This window comes from Amycolatopsis sp. NPDC003676 (genome assembly GCF_053587275.1).
Genome location: NZ_JBSFNS010000002.1, coordinates 142,698 through 159,649 on the forward strand (window position 1 = coordinate 142,698; position 16,952 = coordinate 159,649).

22 protein-coding genes are annotated in these 16,952 nt (G+C 68.8%); 13 read left to right on the forward strand and 9 right to left on the reverse strand.

Going from position 1 to position 16,952, the window contains the following annotated elements; all coding sequences use genetic code 11:
- Window positions 1-50: 50 nt before the first annotated feature.
- Genes ACWDNU_RS01830 through ACWDNU_RS01860 form a run of 7 tightly spaced genes read left to right on the forward strand, consistent with a single transcriptional unit; the run spans window position 51 to window position 5,386 of the window.
- Entirely contained in the window at window positions 51-1,451 is a 1,401-nt protein-coding gene (locus ACWDNU_RS01830; protein WP_449667322.1) for a fatty acid desaturase, read from the forward strand.
- Window positions 1,451-1,642 (forward strand): ferredoxin, encoded by a 192-nt coding sequence (locus ACWDNU_RS01835; RefSeq protein WP_067576490.1) that lies wholly within the window; start codon window positions 1,451-1,453, stop codon window positions 1,640-1,642. The genes ACWDNU_RS01830 and ACWDNU_RS01835 overlap by 1 nt, the downstream gene beginning before the upstream one ends.
- Window positions 1,639-2,841 carry an NAD(P)/FAD-dependent oxidoreductase gene (locus ACWDNU_RS01840; protein ID WP_449667323.1) on the forward strand — a complete coding sequence of 401 codons (1,203 nt, stop codon included), beginning with the start codon at window positions 1,639-1,641 and terminating at the stop codon, window positions 2,839-2,841. The genes ACWDNU_RS01835 and ACWDNU_RS01840 overlap by 4 nt, the downstream gene beginning before the upstream one ends.
- A gap of 1 nt (window position 2,842) precedes the next feature.
- Window positions 2,843-3,466, forward strand: a complete 624-nt coding sequence (locus ACWDNU_RS01845; RefSeq protein ID WP_370933907.1) for a TetR/AcrR family transcriptional regulator — start codon at window positions 2,843-2,845, stop codon at window positions 3,464-3,466.
- 42 nt (window positions 3,467-3,508) lie between these two features.
- Window positions 3,509-4,237 (forward strand): SAM-dependent methyltransferase, encoded by a 729-nt coding sequence (locus ACWDNU_RS01850; protein ID WP_449667324.1) that lies wholly within the window; start codon window positions 3,509-3,511, stop codon window positions 4,235-4,237.
- Window positions 4,238-4,295: 58 nt separating this feature from the next.
- Window positions 4,296-4,691: a VOC family protein gene (locus ACWDNU_RS01855; RefSeq protein WP_449667325.1), complete on the forward strand. Its 396-nt coding sequence runs from the start codon at window positions 4,296-4,298 to the stop codon at window positions 4,689-4,691.
- Window positions 4,667-5,386 (forward strand): nucleotidyltransferase domain-containing protein, encoded by a 720-nt coding sequence (locus ACWDNU_RS01860; RefSeq protein WP_449667326.1) that lies wholly within the window; start codon window positions 4,667-4,669, stop codon window positions 5,384-5,386. The genes ACWDNU_RS01855 and ACWDNU_RS01860 overlap by 25 nt, the downstream gene beginning before the upstream one ends.
- A gap of 400 nt (window positions 5,387-5,786) precedes the next feature.
- On the opposite strand, the gene ACWDNU_RS01865 is transcribed toward ACWDNU_RS01860, so the two are convergent.
- Entirely contained in the window at window positions 5,787-6,503 is a 717-nt protein-coding gene (locus ACWDNU_RS01865) for a CDP-alcohol phosphatidyltransferase family protein (protein WP_449667327.1), read from the reverse strand.
- Between the two features lie 33 nt (window positions 6,504-6,536).
- Here ACWDNU_RS01865 and ACWDNU_RS01870 point away from each other — a divergent pair, with 33 nt between their 5' ends.
- The 3 genes from ACWDNU_RS01870 to ACWDNU_RS01880 are packed head-to-tail and all read left to right on the forward strand — an operon-like array spanning window position 6,537 to window position 8,655.
- Window positions 6,537-7,511 carry a zinc-dependent alcohol dehydrogenase gene (locus ACWDNU_RS01870; RefSeq protein ID WP_449667328.1) on the forward strand — a complete coding sequence of 325 codons (975 nt, stop codon included), beginning with the start codon at window positions 6,537-6,539 and terminating at the stop codon, window positions 7,509-7,511.
- A gap of 11 nt (window positions 7,512-7,522) precedes the next feature.
- Window positions 7,523-7,921 carry a 6-pyruvoyl trahydropterin synthase family protein gene (locus tag ACWDNU_RS01875; RefSeq protein WP_037811036.1) on the forward strand — a complete coding sequence of 133 codons (399 nt, stop codon included), beginning with the start codon at window positions 7,523-7,525 and terminating at the stop codon, window positions 7,919-7,921.
- Entirely contained in the window at window positions 7,918-8,655 is a 738-nt protein-coding gene (locus tag ACWDNU_RS01880) for a class I SAM-dependent methyltransferase (protein ID WP_449667329.1), read from the forward strand. The genes ACWDNU_RS01875 and ACWDNU_RS01880 overlap by 4 nt, the downstream gene beginning before the upstream one ends.
- Here the strand turns inward: ACWDNU_RS01880 and ACWDNU_RS01885 are convergent.
- The 5 genes from ACWDNU_RS01885 to ACWDNU_RS01905 form a co-directional block, all read right to left on the reverse strand.
- Window positions 8,638-9,603: a DNA polymerase domain-containing protein gene (locus tag ACWDNU_RS01885; protein ID WP_449667330.1), complete on the reverse strand. Its 966-nt coding sequence runs from the start codon at window positions 9,601-9,603 to the stop codon at window positions 8,638-8,640. The two genes, ACWDNU_RS01880 and ACWDNU_RS01885, sit on opposite strands and share 18 nt — an antisense overlap.
- 39 nt (window positions 9,604-9,642) lie before the next feature.
- On the reverse strand, window positions 9,643-10,422 hold the full coding sequence (locus ACWDNU_RS01890; protein ID WP_449667331.1) for an oxygenase MpaB family protein: 780 nt from the start codon (window positions 10,420-10,422) through the stop codon (window positions 9,643-9,645).
- Window positions 10,423-10,464: 42 nt separating this feature from the next.
- The gene (locus ACWDNU_RS01895; protein ID WP_449667332.1) at window positions 10,465-11,508 is read right to left on the reverse strand and encodes a cytochrome P450; all 1,044 of its coding nucleotides are present in this window, start codon (window positions 11,506-11,508) and stop codon (window positions 10,465-10,467) included.
- A 78-nt stretch (window positions 11,509-11,586) separates the two neighbouring features.
- Complete coding sequence (locus ACWDNU_RS01900) at window positions 11,587-11,937, reverse strand: tryptorubin family RiPP precursor (RefSeq protein WP_449667333.1); 351 nt, start codon at window positions 11,935-11,937, stop codon at window positions 11,587-11,589.
- Window positions 11,868-12,743, reverse strand: coding sequence for a LysR family transcriptional regulator (locus ACWDNU_RS01905; RefSeq protein ID WP_449667334.1), 876 nt, complete (start codon window positions 12,741-12,743; stop codon window positions 11,868-11,870). Before ACWDNU_RS01905 ends, ACWDNU_RS01900 begins: the two co-directional genes overlap by 70 nt.
- 70 nt (window positions 12,744-12,813) lie before the next feature.
- Here ACWDNU_RS01905 and ACWDNU_RS01910 point away from each other — a divergent pair, with 70 nt between their 5' ends.
- Window positions 12,814-13,956, forward strand: coding sequence for an FAD-binding oxidoreductase (locus ACWDNU_RS01910; protein WP_449667335.1), 1,143 nt, complete (start codon window positions 12,814-12,816; stop codon window positions 13,954-13,956).
- Between the two features lies 1 nt (window position 13,957).
- Here the strand turns inward: ACWDNU_RS01910 and ACWDNU_RS01915 are convergent, their stop codons facing one another.
- Complete coding sequence (locus tag ACWDNU_RS01915) at window positions 13,958-14,362, reverse strand: nitroreductase family deazaflavin-dependent oxidoreductase (protein ID WP_449667336.1); 405 nt, start codon at window positions 14,360-14,362, stop codon at window positions 13,958-13,960.
- Between the two features lie 86 nt (window positions 14,363-14,448).
- On the opposite strand from ACWDNU_RS01915, the gene ACWDNU_RS01920 reads away from it, so the two are divergent.
- Window positions 14,449-14,898, forward strand: coding sequence for a MarR family winged helix-turn-helix transcriptional regulator (locus ACWDNU_RS01920; RefSeq protein ID WP_370933894.1), 450 nt, complete (start codon window positions 14,449-14,451; stop codon window positions 14,896-14,898).
- Between the two features lie 32 nt (window positions 14,899-14,930).
- Here the strand turns inward: ACWDNU_RS01920 and ACWDNU_RS01925 are convergent, their stop codons facing one another.
- Window positions 14,931-15,545, reverse strand: coding sequence for a GNAT family N-acetyltransferase (locus tag ACWDNU_RS01925; protein WP_449667337.1), 615 nt, complete (start codon window positions 15,543-15,545; stop codon window positions 14,931-14,933).
- Window positions 15,546-15,708: 163 nt separating this feature from the next.
- On the opposite strand from ACWDNU_RS01925, the gene ACWDNU_RS01930 reads away from it, so the two are divergent.
- Window positions 15,709-16,557 (forward strand): PaaX family transcriptional regulator, encoded by an 849-nt coding sequence (locus tag ACWDNU_RS01930; RefSeq protein ID WP_449667338.1) that lies wholly within the window; start codon window positions 15,709-15,711, stop codon window positions 16,555-16,557.
- On the opposite strand, the gene ACWDNU_RS01935 is transcribed toward ACWDNU_RS01930, so the two are convergent.
- The gene (locus ACWDNU_RS01935) at window positions 16,547-16,939 is read right to left on the reverse strand and encodes a RidA family protein (RefSeq protein ID WP_449667339.1); all 393 of its coding nucleotides are present in this window, start codon (window positions 16,937-16,939) and stop codon (window positions 16,547-16,549) included. The genes ACWDNU_RS01930 and ACWDNU_RS01935 overlap by 11 nt on opposite strands.
- Window positions 16,940-16,952 lie beyond the last annotated feature (13 nt).

The window sequence follows — 16,952 nt, forward strand, 5'->3', positions numbered from 1 at the left end:
GGTGTACATGTCTTACCGTCATGTAAAGCCAGCCAACGGAGGAGGGCGCGATGAGCGAGATGACCGGCACGGTGCCGCTGGGGTCGACCGAACGCTGGACCGACAAGAAGCGGTACCTGTGGCTGATCGGGCTGGTCGTGCCGTCGCTCGCGTTCCTCGCGATCGGCCTGCACGCCGCGACCGGCTGGGGCGTCTGGTTCTGGATCGGGCCGATCGTGATCCTGGCGATCGTGCCCGCGATCGACCTGGTCGCCGGCCTCGACCGGAGCAATCCGCCGGACGACGTGATCGAACGGCTCGAACAGGACCGCTACTACCGGTGGATCACCTACCTGTTCCTGCCGATCCAGTACGTCGGGTTCGGCTTCGCGTTCTGGCTGATCGCGCGCGGCGAGCTGTCCGTTGTGGACAAGATCGGCCTGGCGATCTCGATCGGCTGCATCGGCGGGATCGGCATCAACACCGCGCACGAACTGGGCCACAAGAAGGAAAGCCACGAGCGCTGGCTGTCGAAAATCGCGCTGGCGCAAAGCTTTTACGGGCACTTCTACATCGAGCACAACCGCGGGCATCACGTGCGCGTCGCGACTCCGGAGGACCCGGCGTCGAGCCGCGTCGGCGAAAGCTTCTACCGGTTCTGGCCGCGCACGGTGTTCGGCTCGCTGAAGTCCGCGTGGGGCCTGGAGCGCAAGCGTTACGCCCGCCGCGACAAGCATCCGTTCCGGATCGGCAACGACGTGCTCAACGCGTGGCTGATGTCCGCGGTGCTGTGGGTGGCGATGGTGGCGTGGCTCGGCGTCGGGATCCTGCCGTACCTGGTGATCCAGGCGGTGATCGGGTTCTCGCTGCTGGAAGTCGTGAACTACATGGAGCACTACGGGATGCTGCGGCAGAAGGTCGGGCCGCCGGAGCGCCGCCGCTACGAGCGCGTGGATCCCAGCCACAGCTGGAATTCCAACAACATCGCGACCAACGTCCTGCTGTACCACCTGCAGCGGCACAGCGATCACCACGCCAACCCGACGCGCCGCTACCAGACCCTGCGCGACTTCGCCGAATCTCCGGTGCTGCCGACCGGGTACGCCGGGATGATCGTGCTCGCGCTGTTCCCGCCGCTGTGGCGGCGCGTGATGGACCAGCGGGTGCTCAACCACTTCGAGGGCGATATCAGCCGGGCGAACATCCAGCCGTCGAAGCGGGAGAAAGTCCTTGCCCGCTATGGCTCTTCCGCGCACAAGACGCTGGCCGTGCCGGAGGACGTGCGCGGTGACGCCAGCGAAGGCGGGATGTGCCCCGGTTGCGGATACGTCTACGACGAGCAGCGCGGCGACCCGCGCGAAGGCTTCCCGGCCGGTACGCCGTGGTCGTCCATTCCGGACAGTTGGTGCTGTCCCGACTGCGGCGTAAGGGAAAAGGTCGACTTCGTTGCTCCCGGAAGGATGAGTGTGTGATGCGGATCGAAGCGGATTTGAACAAGTGCGACGGCCTCGGCATGTGCGAGGCGATGGCTCCGGACTTCTTCGAGGTGGGCGACGAGGGCACGGTCGTCGTGCTCGACGGCAACCCCGGCGAGGAGCACCGGACCGACCTCGCCGCGGCGGTCGACGCCTGCCCGGTTCTCGCACTGAAACTGGTGTCATGACGCTCGCGGTGGTCGGCGCGTCGCTGGCGGGATTGCGAGCGGTCGAATCGGCGCGGCGGACCGGATACGACGGCCGGATCGTGCTCATCGGCGCGGAGGACCGCCTGCCGTACGACCGGCCGCCGCTGTCGAAGGCTTTCCTCGCGGCGGACGGACCCGTTGCGGTGGAACCTTTTCTCAGCGCGGACGACCTGCGCGACCTCGGCGTCGAACTTCAGCTGGGCACTCCCGCGACCGGACTCGACCCGATCGCCCGGGAGATCCACACCGGCGACACGACGGTCCCGTACGACGCAGCAGTGATCGCCACCGGAGCAGCCGCCCGAGTTCTTCCTGACACGGCAGGGATCTCCGGCATTTACTCGCTGCGCACCGCGGACGACGCGGTTGCCATCAGGTCCGCATTGGACAGTGACGCTAGGACAGTCGTGATCGGTGCCGGTTTCATCGGTTCGGAAGTCGCTTCAGCTGCGCGTAAACGCGGTCTACCAGTGTCCATTGTGGAAACGCTGGAAACGCCTCTGGTGCGCGCGATCGGCCCCGAAGTCGGCGAGGTCTGCGCGGACCTGCATCGCGCGGCGGGCACTGATCTCCGCCTCGGCACCAGGGTCACCGGCTTTACGTCGCAAGATGGCGCGGTGACCGGCGTGCGGCTGTCCACCGGCGAAACTCTCCCAGCAGACCTCGTCGTCGCGGGCATCGGCGCGGAACCGGCCACCGGCTGGCTGCGCGACAGCGGACTCCTCCTGCACGACCGCGACGGCGGCGTCATCTGCGACGGCACCCTCGCCGCCGCGCACGGCGTCTACGCGGCCGGAGACGTCGCGCACGTGGCGAACGCGTTGTTCGACGGCGAGCTGATGCGCCTGGAGCACTGGACGAACGCGGCCGAGCAGGGTGCGGCCGCGGCTCGGCACGCGCTGGACCCCGCGAGCGCGCGGGTGTTCAGCGCCGTGCCGTACTTCTGGTCCGACTGGTACTCGCACCGCATCCAGTTCGTCGGGACGCCGCGGGCGGACGAGGTCGTCGTCGCGGTTCCCGCCGAGCACGGCTTCACCGCGCTGTACCGGCGCGGCGACCGGCTCGTCGGCGCGTTCACCGTCGATCGGCCGCGCGACATCATGAAGTACCGCAAGCGGATCGCCTCGCGGGCGCCGTGGTCCGAGGCAGTCGCCTTCGCGTTGGAAACGGCCGCATAAGATGACTGCCATGAGCGTGCTTCCGGTGCCCGAGGGCGGCCAGTACCGGCAGCCCATCATCACCGCCGCCATCGAACTCACCGCGAAATCCGGCTGGTCAGCGGTCACTATGGCGCGGCTGGCCGATCTGGTCGGGGTGAGCAGGCAGACCGTCTACAACGAGATCGGCTCGAAAACCGCCCTCGCCGAGTCGATGATCTCGCACGAGCTGCGCCGGTTCCTCGCCGTCGTGAGCACCGCGTTCGACCGGCATCCGGACGACCTGGTCGAGGCGATCTACGACGCCGTCCGCGCGGTGCTCGAACTGGCCGACGACAACATCCTCCTGCGCGCCATCGCCTCCGCGACGCACGGCACCGACAACGAATTCCTGCCGCTGCTGACCACCCGCGCCGGCACCCTGCTCACCGAAGCGAAAGCCGTCCTGCGCGGCCGCGTCCGCAGCTACGCGCCGCCACTCGACGACGGCCAGCTCACCGTGGTCATGGACCTCGTCGTCCGCACCGTGCTGAGCCACGTGATGCAGCCATCCGGCACACCCGCCGAGACCGCCGACGGCCTGGCCTGGGTCGCCACGCGCGTCCTCGGCACCGCCCCATCAGCGTCGATGCGCACCCGCTCGTAAACGAGGTGCGCGTTTCGGGGCGCGCGTGTCAGCCTGCCGCGCGTGAACCGTGAACGACTTTCCGCACTCGCCCACACCCGGCATCCCATCGCGGCCCCGATCAACGACGACGAGGTCCAACGCCTGCTAGACCGCAGCATCCCGCGCGAGGACGCGGTTCTTTTGGACCTAGGCTGCGGCGGTGCCGAATGGCTGATCCGCGCTCTCGCCGCGTACCCGAAACTCCGCGCGGTCGGCGTCGACACCTCGGAACTCGCCCTCTCGCGCGCCCGAGAGGCCGCCGCTGCTCAAGGCGTCGCCGACCGCTTGACCCTCCACCAGCAGCCCGCCGCCGAATTCCCCGCCACCGCCGAATTCGACACCGTCCTGTGCATCGGCTCCACCCACGCCTTCGACGGATTGACGGACACCCTCGCCACCTTGCGAACCCACGTCCGCCCCGGCGGCCGCGCTCTGCTCGGCGACGCCTACTGGGAATCCGAGCCAACCCCCGCCGCCGTCGAAATCTTCGGCGACCTGCCCGACCTGCCCGAACTCCTCGACCAGGTGATTTCCGCCGGATGGACGCCGACCCACGGCCACACCAGCACGCGCGGCGAACTCGACGCCTACGAATGGTCGTGGACCGGCAGCCTCACCGAATGGGCTCTGGACCACCCGGAAGACCCCGACCAGGCCGAAGCACTCGCCGCGGCGGCCACTCATCGGGACGAATGGCTCCGGGATTACCGGCACTCGTTCGGCTTCGCCTGCGTCGTGTTGCGCGCTTGACAAAACTTCTTGTCAATGCGACGTTCGGACCTGACCCCAACCCGCGAAAGGCAGTCCGATGACCGACCTGGTGCCGTTCCTGATGTTCCAGAAGCGCGACGCCGCCGAGGCGATGGCCTTCTACACCTCGTTGTTCCCCGGCGACTCCGTGCTGTCCGAGGAGCGTTACGGCGCCGACGGCCCCGGTCCGGAGGGAACGATCGTGATGGCCGAGTTCACCGTCGCCGGGCAGCGGGTGCGGTGCAGCGACAGCTTCGTCCAGCACGGCTTCGACTTCACGCCGTCGACCTCGCTGTTCGTCACCGTCGATTCGGCCGACGAACTCAAGCGGATCTACGAGGCCCTCGGCGAAGGCGGCGGAACCCTGATGCCGCTCGATGATTACGGCTTCGGGCCGTTCGCGTGGGTCAATGACCGGTGGGGTGTTTCGTGGCAGTTGAGCGCCAAGGGTTGAGAAGCGAACCGGTTGCCGCCGCCGGTGAACTTGCCCGCCGGTCGTTCGCGGACGCGCGGGTGGTGATCGTCGGCGGCAGCGTGCTGACCGACCGGCGCACGCCGACGTCCGACCTCGACCTCGTGGTGGTCACCGGACCCCGCGACGCCCCGTGCCGACAGTCGTTCACCTGGGAAAACTGGCCGGTGGAAGCACTGGTGCACGACGAAGCAACCTTGCGCGCCTATTGCGCCGACAATCTGGTCCGCCGCTGGCCAGGGATCCCCCGGCTCATCGCTGAGGGAGCACTCGTGGCCGACGACGGCCTCGGCACCCGGCTGCAGGCCGAGATGCGGCAACGGCTGGCCGCGGGCCCGGCCGCCGCGACGTCGGGCGAACTCGACGCCCAGCGTTACGACCTCACCGACCTGCTCGACGACCTGACCGGAGCCAGCGACCCGGCCGAGATCGCCTTCATCGCCGCTCGGGTGCTGACCAAGACCGCGCAACTGGCCCTGCTGGCCGGACAGCACTGGCAGGGCACCGGCAAATGGCTGTGGCGCGAACTCCACGACCACGACCCCCGGCTGGCCGAGCAGCTGGCCACCGCCGCGCCCGATGCGTCACGGCTCGGCGCGGTCGCCCGTGCGGTGCTGGACCAGACAGGAGGACCGCTGCGGGATGGATACCAGGTCACCGACCCTCGCCGTCCCTGACCGCATTCACGACGGCGAGCTATGGCCAGCAAGATCCCCGTACGGTTTCTTTTTGCGATCGCTAATCACAACGGATCCGCAGCTCGAACGCAATTCCCCACACTATTGACCCACTGACAGATACCCCGAAAAGGAATACCGACGAGTTACCCACGGACGGGTTAAGCGGCGACATTCGGGCACCGCTAAGGTGGGCATTGGGAGGTTGGCGATCAGCCGGAGGGGGGCCGATACCACATCCCGGGGCCAGTCGTTCTACCTGCGGTAGTCCGCTCAAGCGGAACTGCGGGGCGAACGGCTGGCCCTTTTCGCGGTACCGCGAAAACAAGAGCCCACGACAGTGCGGGAAGCACGGTTTTGATACGTAAACCCCGGCCGTGGAGAATCGCGGTCGCGGAATTCAGGCGGCACGGTTCCGGTACAGCCACCACACATCTCGCCCAAAGGACCAGCTCAACGTCGCCACCGCGATCCCCGCCAAAACCACCGGCGCGAGCCCGGCCACCGCAGCTGTCAGAGCGATTCCTTGCAAGGCTGCGACTGCCTTTCGGGCCCAACTAGGGCGCAGCGGGGCCCGGAGCCACGGCCACAGGCGGGCCGCCCCGACGAAGGCGTAGCGCATCAGGCCGATCGCCAGGACCCACGGGCCGACCGTCGTGGCGACCAGGACGCTCAGCACCAGGATCAGGAACGCGTCCGCCTCCATGTCGAAGCGGGCGCCCAGCGCGGAGACGGTTCCGGTGCGGCGGGCGACGTAGCCGTCTAGGGCGTCCAGGGCCAGGGCAACGGCTGCGATGGGGACGATCAAGGCCAGCGGCGGGTGCCCGCCCAGGCGGTCGGCTACCAAGGCCGTCACGGTGCCGATCAGGGCCGCTCGGGCGAGGGTCACCTGGTCTGCCGGGCCCAGCCGGTAGACGCGGATCCGCCAGGCGCCCTGGGTGAGCAGCACCAACAGGCCGAGGAGGTAGGCGACGCCGACTGCCCAGCCGGCGAGGCCGAGGCCGGTCGTGACGGTCAGCAACGTCAGCAGCGCGAGTTGCGCCAGCAGCGCGGGGGCCTGCTGGACGACAGTTGAACCCAGCTCGGCCGGGGTTCGTGTACAGGTGGAGACAGCCATTTCGCCTCGATCCGGCAGCAACGGAGGACAACCTTGACACGGGCGGTGCGGGCTTTCTGGTTCACTTCGGCCGCGGGCGGGGAGGTCCGATCGGCGGAGGTGGCTGCTCCACAAGCCGACGAAGTGCTGGTCCGAACGCGATTCTCGGCGTTGAGCCGAGGTACGGAAAGTCTCGTATTGCGCGGCGGCGTGCCCGCGAGCCAGCAGGACATCATGCGCGCGCCGTATCAGGAGGGCGACTTTCCGTGGCCGGTCAAGTACGGCTACCTGAACGTCGGCGAGGTCCTTTCCGGACCGCCTGAGCTGACCGGCCGCACGGTGTTCTGCCTCTACCCGCATCAGACCGAGTACGTCGTGCCCGCGTCGGCGGTCACGGTGGTGCCGGACGACGTTCCCGCGGCGCGGGCGGTGCTCGCCGGGACTGTCGAGACCGCGGTCAACGCCCTCTGGGACGCGGCACCGCTGGTCGGCGACCGGATCGCGGTGGTCGGGGCGGGGATGGTCGGCTGCAGTGTCGCGCGGCTGCTGTCCCGGTTTCCCGGCGTGGACGTCCAGCTCGTCGACCCCGACCCGGACCGCGCGGAGGTGGCGGGCGCGTTCGGCATCCGTTACGCCACCCCGGAAACCGCGACCGGCGACCTCGACCTCGTGGTGCACGCCAGCGCGACCGACGCCGGGCTCGCGCGTTCGCTGGAGCTGCTCGGCAACGAGGGCACCGTGGTCGAGCTGAGCTGGTACGGCGACCGTCAGGTGTCGGTGCCGCTCGGCGAGAACTTCCATTCGCGGCGGCTCACCGTGCGCGGCAGCCAGGTCGGCACCGTTTCCCCCGCTCGCTCGGCGCGGCGCGGGTACGGCGACCGGATGGCGCTGGCGCTGCGGCTGCTCGCGGACCCGGCGTTCGACGTCCTCGTCACCGGCGAATCCGCCTTCGCCGAACTGCCGGACGTCGCGGCACGACTGGCGGACGGAACTCTGCGCGGACTGGCTCACCGGATCACCTACCCGTAAAGGAGAACGCGTTGTTCAGTGTCACCGTGCGCGATCACATCATGGTCGCCCACAGTTTCCGCGGCGAGGTTTTCGGCCCGGCGCAACGCTTGCACGGCGCGACGTTCGTGGTCGACGCGACGTTCCGGCGGTCCGAATTGGACTCGGACAACATCGTCGTCGACATCGGGCTCGCCACGCAGCAGCTGGGCGCGGTGCTCGCCGACCTGAACTACCGGAACCTCGACGACGAACCCGATTTCGCGGGCATCAACACGTCGACGGAATACCTCGCCAAGGTGATCGCCGACCGACTCGCGGACCGGATCCACGCCGGGGAACTCGGCGAGAACGCGCGCGGGCTGGCACAGATTTCGGTGACCCTGCACGAATCCCACGCCGCTTCGGCCGGATACGAGCGTTCGTTGTGACCACAGTGGACTCCTCCGGTTACGCGCCGGAATGGCTGGCACTCAGGGAGCCCGCCGACACCGCGGCCCGGGCGGCCGATCTGGTCGCCTTGCTGCCGCCCAGTCCGGCGGTCATCCGGGATCTCGGCTGCGGCACCGGAGCGATGGGACGCTGGTTGAGCGGTCGTCTGCCGAAGCCGCAGCGGTGGATCCTGCACGACCAGGACCCGCGGTTGCTGGAGATCGCCGCGCGCGGCCTTCCCTCGGGAATCGTCGTCGAGACGGAACAAGTAGACGTGACCCGGCTGGACATCAGCGGCACTTCTTTAGTGACGGCTTCCGCGCTGCTGGATCTCCTTACCAAGGAGGAGATTCAGCGATTGGTGAAGTCCTGTGTAGACGCTCAATGTCCAGCTTTGCTCACCTTGTCCGTGACGGGGTCAGCTCAAATCACCCCCGCGGACACGGCAGACGAAGCACTCAACGAGGCATTCAACAACCACCAACGCCGTGACGGAAAGCTAGGCCCGGAAGCCGTCGCCTTCACCGCGGCGGAGTTCCAGCGTCACGGTTGGACAGTCCACACCAGACCGGCACCGTGGCGGCTCGGGCCGGAACACCGCGAACTCATCGACACCTGGTACCGCGGATTCATTGCCGCAGCACGAGAACAAGACCCGACGCTGGCAGTGCCCGAGGATCGGCAGATCACCGAGGTCACCGTGCACCACCAGGACCTACTCGCTCTCCCCTGACTCCCGTCGCGCCCGGGCCCGGCGTTTGCCCTCGTGCATCGCCGCGACCCGGGCGACCGGGATCGTATGCCCCTCGGCCACGAGATCCGCCGGAAGTTCCTGCGGCTCCGGCAATTCCTCCGCCCACGGATCAGCGTTGCCCAGCAGCCCCATCGCGGTCTTCACGGTGAAATCCGCCGGTTTGACGTTGTCCGCGTCCGCCCAGCGAACCGGGAACGACACCGGCGCACCCGGCCGAATTCGCGGACTGTAAGCGGCCGCCACCGTAGCCCCGCCCGCGCGGGTCGAGTCGAGAAACACCTTGCCGTGCCGGTCTTCCCGGATGAACGCCGTGGTCGCCAACTCCGGATCGATCCGTTCCGCCCGCGCACCGACCGCCCGGGTCGCCGCCGCGACGTCCTCAAAGGACAGACCGGGAACCAGCGGCACGAACACGTGCACACCCTTGGATCCGCTGGTCTTCAACGCACCGGCGAGCCCGACGTCGGCCAAGGCCTGCCGCACTAGCCGGGCCGCCGCGACCGCGACACTGAAGTCCGCGCCGTCGGGTGGATCGAGGTCCATGATCAGATCGGTCTGGCCGACCGGCTCCACTCGCGTCAGCGCGGGATGCAGTTCGACCGCGCGCTGATTGCCGAACCACAGCAGGGTCCGGCGGTCGTTGCACAGGCCGTAGGTGACTGTCCGTTGTGAACTCTCCGCCCACAGTTTCGCCCGCGGCACCCACTCCGGCGTGTACTTCGGCAGGTTCTTCTGCATGAACGCGTCCTGGCCGCGCAGCACCCGCATCACCGACAGCGGACGGTCGCGCAGCACCGGCAGCAACCGGTCCGAGACGGCGTCGAAATAGTCGACGAGGTCGCGCTTGCTCACCCCAGCGTCGACGAACAGCTCCTGGTCGAGGTTGGTCAGGGAAACCCCTTCGCGCACCTCATCCGCTTTGGCCATACGCCAACCCTTGCCGACCACCGCAATCCGGTCAACCGCTTAGACGAGCGGTTTTCCCTTCCGCAACCGCCGCCGGAAGTCAGCGAGACAAGCGTCGTAGGGGAACCGCCGCACCCGCAACGGAAGCCGTTCGACCATTCGGCCGATCCCGCGCGTCAGCCGATCGAACCGGCGCTGGTCCGCGGCCGACCACGGCAGCCGCATCTGCTCGCGGAACACCTCCGGCAGGAAGCCGGTCGTCACGAAGCGGTGGAACCGTCCGAAGAGGAACGACAACGGCCGCGGCAGGAACTCCAGATTCGCGATGGCCGTGAGGTACTCGCGGAGCCGATCGTCGATGTCCACTTGGGCCAGTCCGTCCGCCCAATACGCGGCGAAGTCGTCCGGCCAGTCTTCCGGACGCACCTGCAGCGTCGTGCCCAGCACCGCGGCCTCGGCGTACCACGATTCCGGCGCGGACCGACCGAGAAACGCGCGGTGCACGTCCTCGACGCCGTGACACAGACAGGCGGCGACCCACAGCTGCAGTTCCCGGTCGAAAGCGCGGTACTGCACCGGGCTCGCCTCAGTCGAAACCACCTGCGTGTGCACGGAATTCACCGCTCGCCGGTACGCCGCCCGGTCAGCGTCCGTGCCCAGCACGGCGACCGCGAGGTAGGTGACGGTGGTGCGCGTGCGTTTCAGCGGATGTTTGAAGAGATTCCCGGAATCGACGCGGCTTTCCAGCACGCCGTACCCGACCTCGGGCCGGCCCAGCTGCATGATCACGTTCGCGCCGCCCGCGAGCAGGCTGACGCCGAGCATGCCGTCCTGGAGCATCCGTCCAGGGGAACGCCTCCGTTGACACGTTGTCAAGAGCCCTCAGGCACGCACGACCCGCACGTCCGCCACCTCCAGCAATCCGTCCAGGTGCACCCGAGCCCGCGTTTGCGCCGGATCGACGACGAGCCCGTCGCGCCGGACCAGGTCGAGAATGTGCGCCGCCAGCGGAAGCACCATATGCCGTCCCCAGCAGCGCTCGTTGCTGTGCCCGAACGGGAGATAGCCGGGGTGGTTGTCCGGGTCCAGCGCGGCCCAGCGGCTCGGCCGGAACTCGTCGGGCGCGTCCCACAGTTCGGGGTCGCGGTGGCTGAGCAGCGGCAGGAGCAGGACGTCGTCGCCCGGGCCGATCCGGGCGTCCACCTCGGCGAACTCCGGCGAACGCACGCGCAGGATGTTCCACGACGGCGGCAGGAGGCGCAGCGCCTCGTTGAGCACGTACTCGGTCGGCACGTCGTCGTCGAGCGGCGAACTGAGCCACAAAGCGTTCGTGACCAGCGCGGCGACGGTGAAGCAGATCGGCCCCGCCACGCGCCGGTAGAGGTACATCGCGAAGCGGCGCTCCTCGAAGCTGTCCGCTTCCAGCACCATCCGCGCCAAGGCGGACAGCGCGACCTCGGGCGCGGGCCGTCCCCACAGCGCGGCACCGGTGGCGACCGCGGCCCAGGTGATCTTCGGCGTGAGCTCCAGCCGACGGTCGACGAGGACCCGGAACCGGCGCTGTTCGCGGCCGAACACCAGGTCGCGCAGGTAGTTGTGCGGCACGGCGGGCCAGGTTCCGGCGAGGCTGGCGGCGCCGAGCGGTTTCTTGAGCGCGGCCCGCACGTCCGCGCCGACCGCCCGCATCAGCGCCGACGATTCCGGCCGTGTGACGACCCGCCCGCGCACCGGCTTGAACGTCGGCCGCTCCTCGGCATTCGCCGGACGGCTCCGCAGCAGCGCGTCCATCAACGACGCCCCGGCGACGCCGACCGTGTCCGGTTCCAGCCGAAAGAAGGATTTCCCCCGATAACGGTCGAACAGTTCTTGAATCCGCGGCGCGAATACCACCTGCCGCACTTTGTTCCGTTCAGCGGGAATAGTCACCGAACAACTCCTCTTGAGCAGCGGTACCGGCCGGTACCGGGAATTCTGGAACCGGCCGGTGCCGCCCTGATGAGACCGTCAGATCCAGCCGTACCAGGCGTAAGACTTCAGGCTCTTGCTCGGGAGGGCCTTGCGCACGAGACGAACAAGCTTCACGGAAATGCCTCCGTCTTCTCGGGAAGTTCGACCGCACTCGCGGCCGATTCCGACAGTACGACGAATTCCCGGGAATTCGCGGGAAGACAACCTGAACGGCCCACTGCGGCCGTTCTGTTCGGGAGCGTCAGGTCGTCGGTTCGGGAATTCCGGCCCGGATTCCTTGGCGAATCCGCGGCGGCGTCGGTATCCTTTGCGCCCCGCTAAAGCACCGACTGGGCAAACTCGATGAGCGCCCGAGCCGCAGGCCCCGCCGGACCGTCCGACCGCCATGCCAGCGCCAACTGTCCCCGCAACTCCGGCCGCAGCCGCAGCGTGTGCAACTCCTCGGCGTAGTAGCGAGCCAGCGACAACGGCACCAACGCCACCCCAAGGCCGCGCATCCCGAGCTTGGCCAGCACGTTCGGATCACTCGCTTCGATCGTCACCCGCGAATGCAGCCCGGCCGCGGCGAATCCGCGATCCAGCACACCGCGCATCCCGGTGCCCTTCGGCAGGCAGATCAACGACCGTTCGGCCAGCTCAGCCAGGGTGATCGAGGCCCGGTCGGCGAACTCGTCCCGCAGCGAGGTGACGGCGACCAGTTCCTCGTCGAGCACGATCTGCGTGGTCAGCCCAGCGGGCACGCCGTCGGCCAGACCGATCACCGCGGCGTCCAGCCGTCCTTCGCGCAGCGCGTCGACCATCAGGTCGGAATTCGCTTCGCTGAGCGTGATTTCCACCCCGGGGTACCGCTCAGCGAACTCGGCCAGGAACTCCGGCAGCTCCACCGGCCCGAGGGAAGTCACCATCCCCATCGCCACCTGGCCGCGCACCAGACCCTCGTGCTCCGCGACCGTCTCGCGCACCGCCGCGACCGCCGCCAGCGCGGCCCGAGCGTGCGATAACGCGGCCTCTCCGACGCCGGTGAGCCTTACCGTGCGGCCGGACCGGTCGAACAACGGCTGCCCCAGCTCGCGCTCCAGCCGCCGGATCTGCGCGCTGACCCCGGGCTGCGCGACGTGCATCCGCGCCGCCGCACGGGTGAAGTTCGCTTCCTCAGCGACCGCGACGAAGTACTCCAGCTGATGCAGTTCCATAACCAATCATTCTAGCTGCCGGAACTAGTATCTCTTGGACTTATCGCCGGAGGGCCAGCACGCTGAAGGCATGCAGACGTTCACCCCTGACCAGACCGGTTACCGCGAAGAGATCGCCGGATTCCAGACCGGCATCAGCTCCACCCCGCAACTGGTCGTCGCCGCTACCAGCGCGGACGACGTCGCCGCGGCGGTCCGGCTCGCGGCCGAGCGTGATCTGCCGGTTTCCGTGCAGGCGACCGGACACGGCCTGCGCGCGCCGGCCGAGGGCGTGCTGATCTCGACGCGTCGGATGACCGGCGTGACCGTCGACCCTGACCGCGCCGTGGCGCGCGTCGAAGCCGGAACCACCTGGGGCAGCGTCATCACCGCCGCCGCGGAACACGGGCTCGCGCCGCTGAGCGGTTCGGCCCCCGGCGTCGGCGTGGTCGGCTACACCCTCGGCGGCGGTTTCGGTCTCCTCGGCCGGCACTTCGGCCTGGCCTCGGACCGCGTCCGCTCCGCCGAGATCGTCCGGCCTGACGGCAGCCGCACGACCGGCCCGATCGACGCCGGGATCGTGACCGCGCTGGAGTTCGACCTGGTGCCGGTGACCACGCTGTACGGCGGCGGCCTGTACTTCGACACCGCCAAGATCCCGGACGTCCTGCGCACCTGGCGCGACTGGACCGCCGACCTGCCGGACACCGTCGGCACCTCGGTCGCGATGCTGCCCTACCCGGACCTGCCGATGGTGCCGGAACCGTTGCGGGGCAAGCACATCGCGCACATCCGGGTGGCCTATCTCGGCACCGACGGCGACGAGCTCGTCGCACCGCTGCGCGCGCTCGGCCCGCTGCAGGAAACGCTCACCACGATGCCGTTCACCGACTCCGGCAAGATCGCCGCGGAGCCGCCGAACCCGCACTCGTACCTCGGCGACAACCGGGTGCTGCCGACGCTCCGGGACGACGTGCTGAGCACTGTGCTCGACCACGCCGGCCCGGGCGCACCCGTGCCGACCGTGCTGATCATCGACCTGCTCGGCGGCGCCTACCAGCACTCCACCGCGCCGGACTTCACCGCCGATTCGCGCTACACCGTGCGCGCGCTGTCGATGATCGAGCCCGACGCGGCGACCGTTCAGGCCGCGCACGCCAAGCTGTTCGCCCCGCTGGACCCGATGTCGACCGGGCGGCTGCGGAGCTTCGTCTACGGACAGCCGCTGGGCTGAGTCAGCGTTCGAGAACGAAGACCGGGATCAGGCGCTCGGTCTTCTTCTCGTACTCCGCGAAGCCCTCCGCGTGCTCGACCATCTTGGCGTACAGCCGGTCGCGCTCGGCGCGGTCTTCCACGAGCTTCGCGGTCGCCGGGAACTTGTCGGTGCCGATCTCGACCGTGACGGACGAGTTGGCGACGAGGTTGTGGTACCAGTCCGGGTTGGTGTCCGCGCCGCCCTTGGACGCGACGATCACGATCCGGTCGCCGTCGGTGGTGTACACCAGCGGGCTCACCCGCTGTTTGCCGCTTTTCGCACCGGTGTGCGTGACCAGCACCATGTTCTTGCCCTCGAACATGCCGCCGACCTTGCCCGCGTTCGCGCGGAACTCGTCGATGATCTGCTGATTCCAGTCCGACATCGGAAGACTCCCAGGTTGATGATGTAACAACAAACCTAGGATCGCGCGAATCGGGCTGTCAACACACGCGCAGGTACTGTCGCGACATGGTCACCGAGCCCGGCCCGACCGTCGAAGACGGGGTCCGCGAACTGCTGCTTCTCATGCCCCGCATCGTCGGGCGGGCGAAGCGGACGCCGCCGCCTCCGGAACTCGACGACGTCACGCTCGCGCCGCGGCATCTGTCGCTCCTGGCCTATCTGCTGTTCGACGGCCCGATGACGGTCAACGAACTCGCCGGACGGCTCGAAATCGCGCCCACCACAGCGAGTCTGATGATCGGCGACCTCTCGCGGCAAGGCGTCCTGGAGCGCACCGAGGACCCGGACGACCGGCGGCGCACCATTGTGAGCATCCACGAGGACAAGCGCCCGGCCGTCGACGCGTGGCTCGCACGCGGCGCGAAGGCGTGGCAGGAAGCGTTGTCCCCGTTGAGCCCGAGCGAACGCGCACTAGTGATCAAGACGTTGAAGGCGTACGAGGAGTATGCGTCGTGAGTGGCAATCCCGGTTAGAACCGCGATCGCCACTCACGAGGCGACTAGCCACTGCGCCTGCGGGCCCGCGCATTTCTTCGGCCAAGCCGCGTCGTGCTGGTACCACCAGGCCTCGCAAGACCGCCCGTCCGGCAGCGTGTACCGCGGCGGCCCCGGCACCCGGCGCAATCCGGCGGCTTCCAGCGAACGACCGCTCGCGACGTTGCCGACCTCCGCTCCCGCGCGCACCCGCGAAAGCCCGAGATGTTCGTGCGCCAGCACGAGACCGGCGGCGAACAGGTCGCGGCCGAACCCCTGTCCGCGATACTCCGGCGCGAGATAGCCGCCGGTTTCCGGGCCGCCGTCCTCGCCCGCGTGCACGCTCACGAGCCCGGCGCAGCGGCCGGCCACGAGATCGATCGCGACGACGTCCACCGAATGCGGATCCGGCGTGGTCCAGTCCGGTCCGGTGCCGGGGACGACGCGCAGCGCCTCGCCGCGCATCGGTTCGGCCACCACGGAGTCGGCCAGCCAGCCGAGCCAGCGCTGCGCGGCCGGATCGCTGCCGCCCGCGACCGCCGCCGCGTACTCCCACGCGGTGGGAGTACGGAAAAGGAACCGGCCGAACGCGAAGGCGTGTCCCCGGCGGTCGCAGGTGCGCTTCGCCATCAGCCGTCCACGGCGGGTCAGCCGGCTCACCAAAGGTGCATTGCTCACAAACGCCATCGCGCCGGAAATGCTACCCCTCGCCTCTTGCCGATCCGCTCGGAAGGAGGCGGAGCCGGTCCGCTCGCGGAAACCCGGGCGGCGATCGGCACTGTATGGTGACCGGGTGACGGCCGTACCGGAAGCAGCCGACGCCGACGGCGGGCGCGCGGCCCAGCCCCGGCACCTCATTGTGTCGGTCTACGGCGTGCACCATCTGACCGGCGGCGAATGGCTTTCGGTCGCCTCGCTGATCGATCTGCTCGCCGCGGTCGGGGTCGACGAGCCCGCGGTGCGGTCGTCGATTTCCCGGCTCAAACGGCGCGGGGTGCTCGAAGCCGTGCGCCGCGACGGATCCGCCGGGTACGAATTGTCCGGTACGGCACTGGATTTGCTCCGCGAAGGCGATGAACGGATCTTCCGCCGGGACCGCGCGAAACTCGCCGACGGCTGGCTGCTCGCGGTGTTCTCGGTGCCGGAAACCGAACGGCACAAGCGGCATGTGCTGCGCACTCAACTGTCCCGGCTGGGTTTCGGCACCGCTTCCTCAGGCGTCTGGATCGCGCCGACGCATCTGTACGAGGCCACTGTCGGCGCGCTGGAGCGCCTCGGGCTCGCTGAGTACGCCGACGTGTTCCGCGCCGAGCACCTCGCCTTCGGCGACCCGCGCGAAAAGGTGCGCGAGTGGTGGGACCTGGACCAGTTGGACGAGCTGTACACGGCGTTCCTCGAAGAGCACGAGCCGGCGCTGCGCCGGTGGCAGCGCCGCCGCACGACACCCGCGGACGAGGCGTTCGCCGATTACCTGCGCGTACTCACCGGCTGGCGGCGGATGCCGTACCTCGACCCGTGCCTGCCCGCGGAATTGCTGCCCGAGGACTGGTCTGGCATCCGCGCCGCGGAGGTGTTCTTCACGCTGCACGACCGGCTCGAGGAAGCCGCGCGCACGCACCTGCAGCAGGTGCTCAGCGGTTGACCACCGCGTAGCCCTGCACTTCCACCAGCGCCTCGACGTCCCACAGCCGGTTCACGCCGATACCCGCCATCGCCGGGTAATCCGCGCCCACCAGCCGCTTCCACACGCGGCCGATCTCGCGCGCGTTGGCCTTGTAGTCGTCCATGTCGACGATGTAGACGGTCAGGCTGCACAGGTCCGCGGGTTCGCCGCCCGCCGCGCGCAACGCGGTGAGCAGGTTGCCGAGTGCGCGCTCGAACTGCTCGACCACGCCGTCGCCGACGATCCGGTTCTCCGCGTCCAGCGCGGTCTGCCCGGCGAGGAACACCAACCGGCCCTGCGCCGCCACCGCGTGCGAGAACCCCGACGGCTTGCCCAGCTCGGGGGGATTGATCCGCTCCATGCCGGGGAGCGTA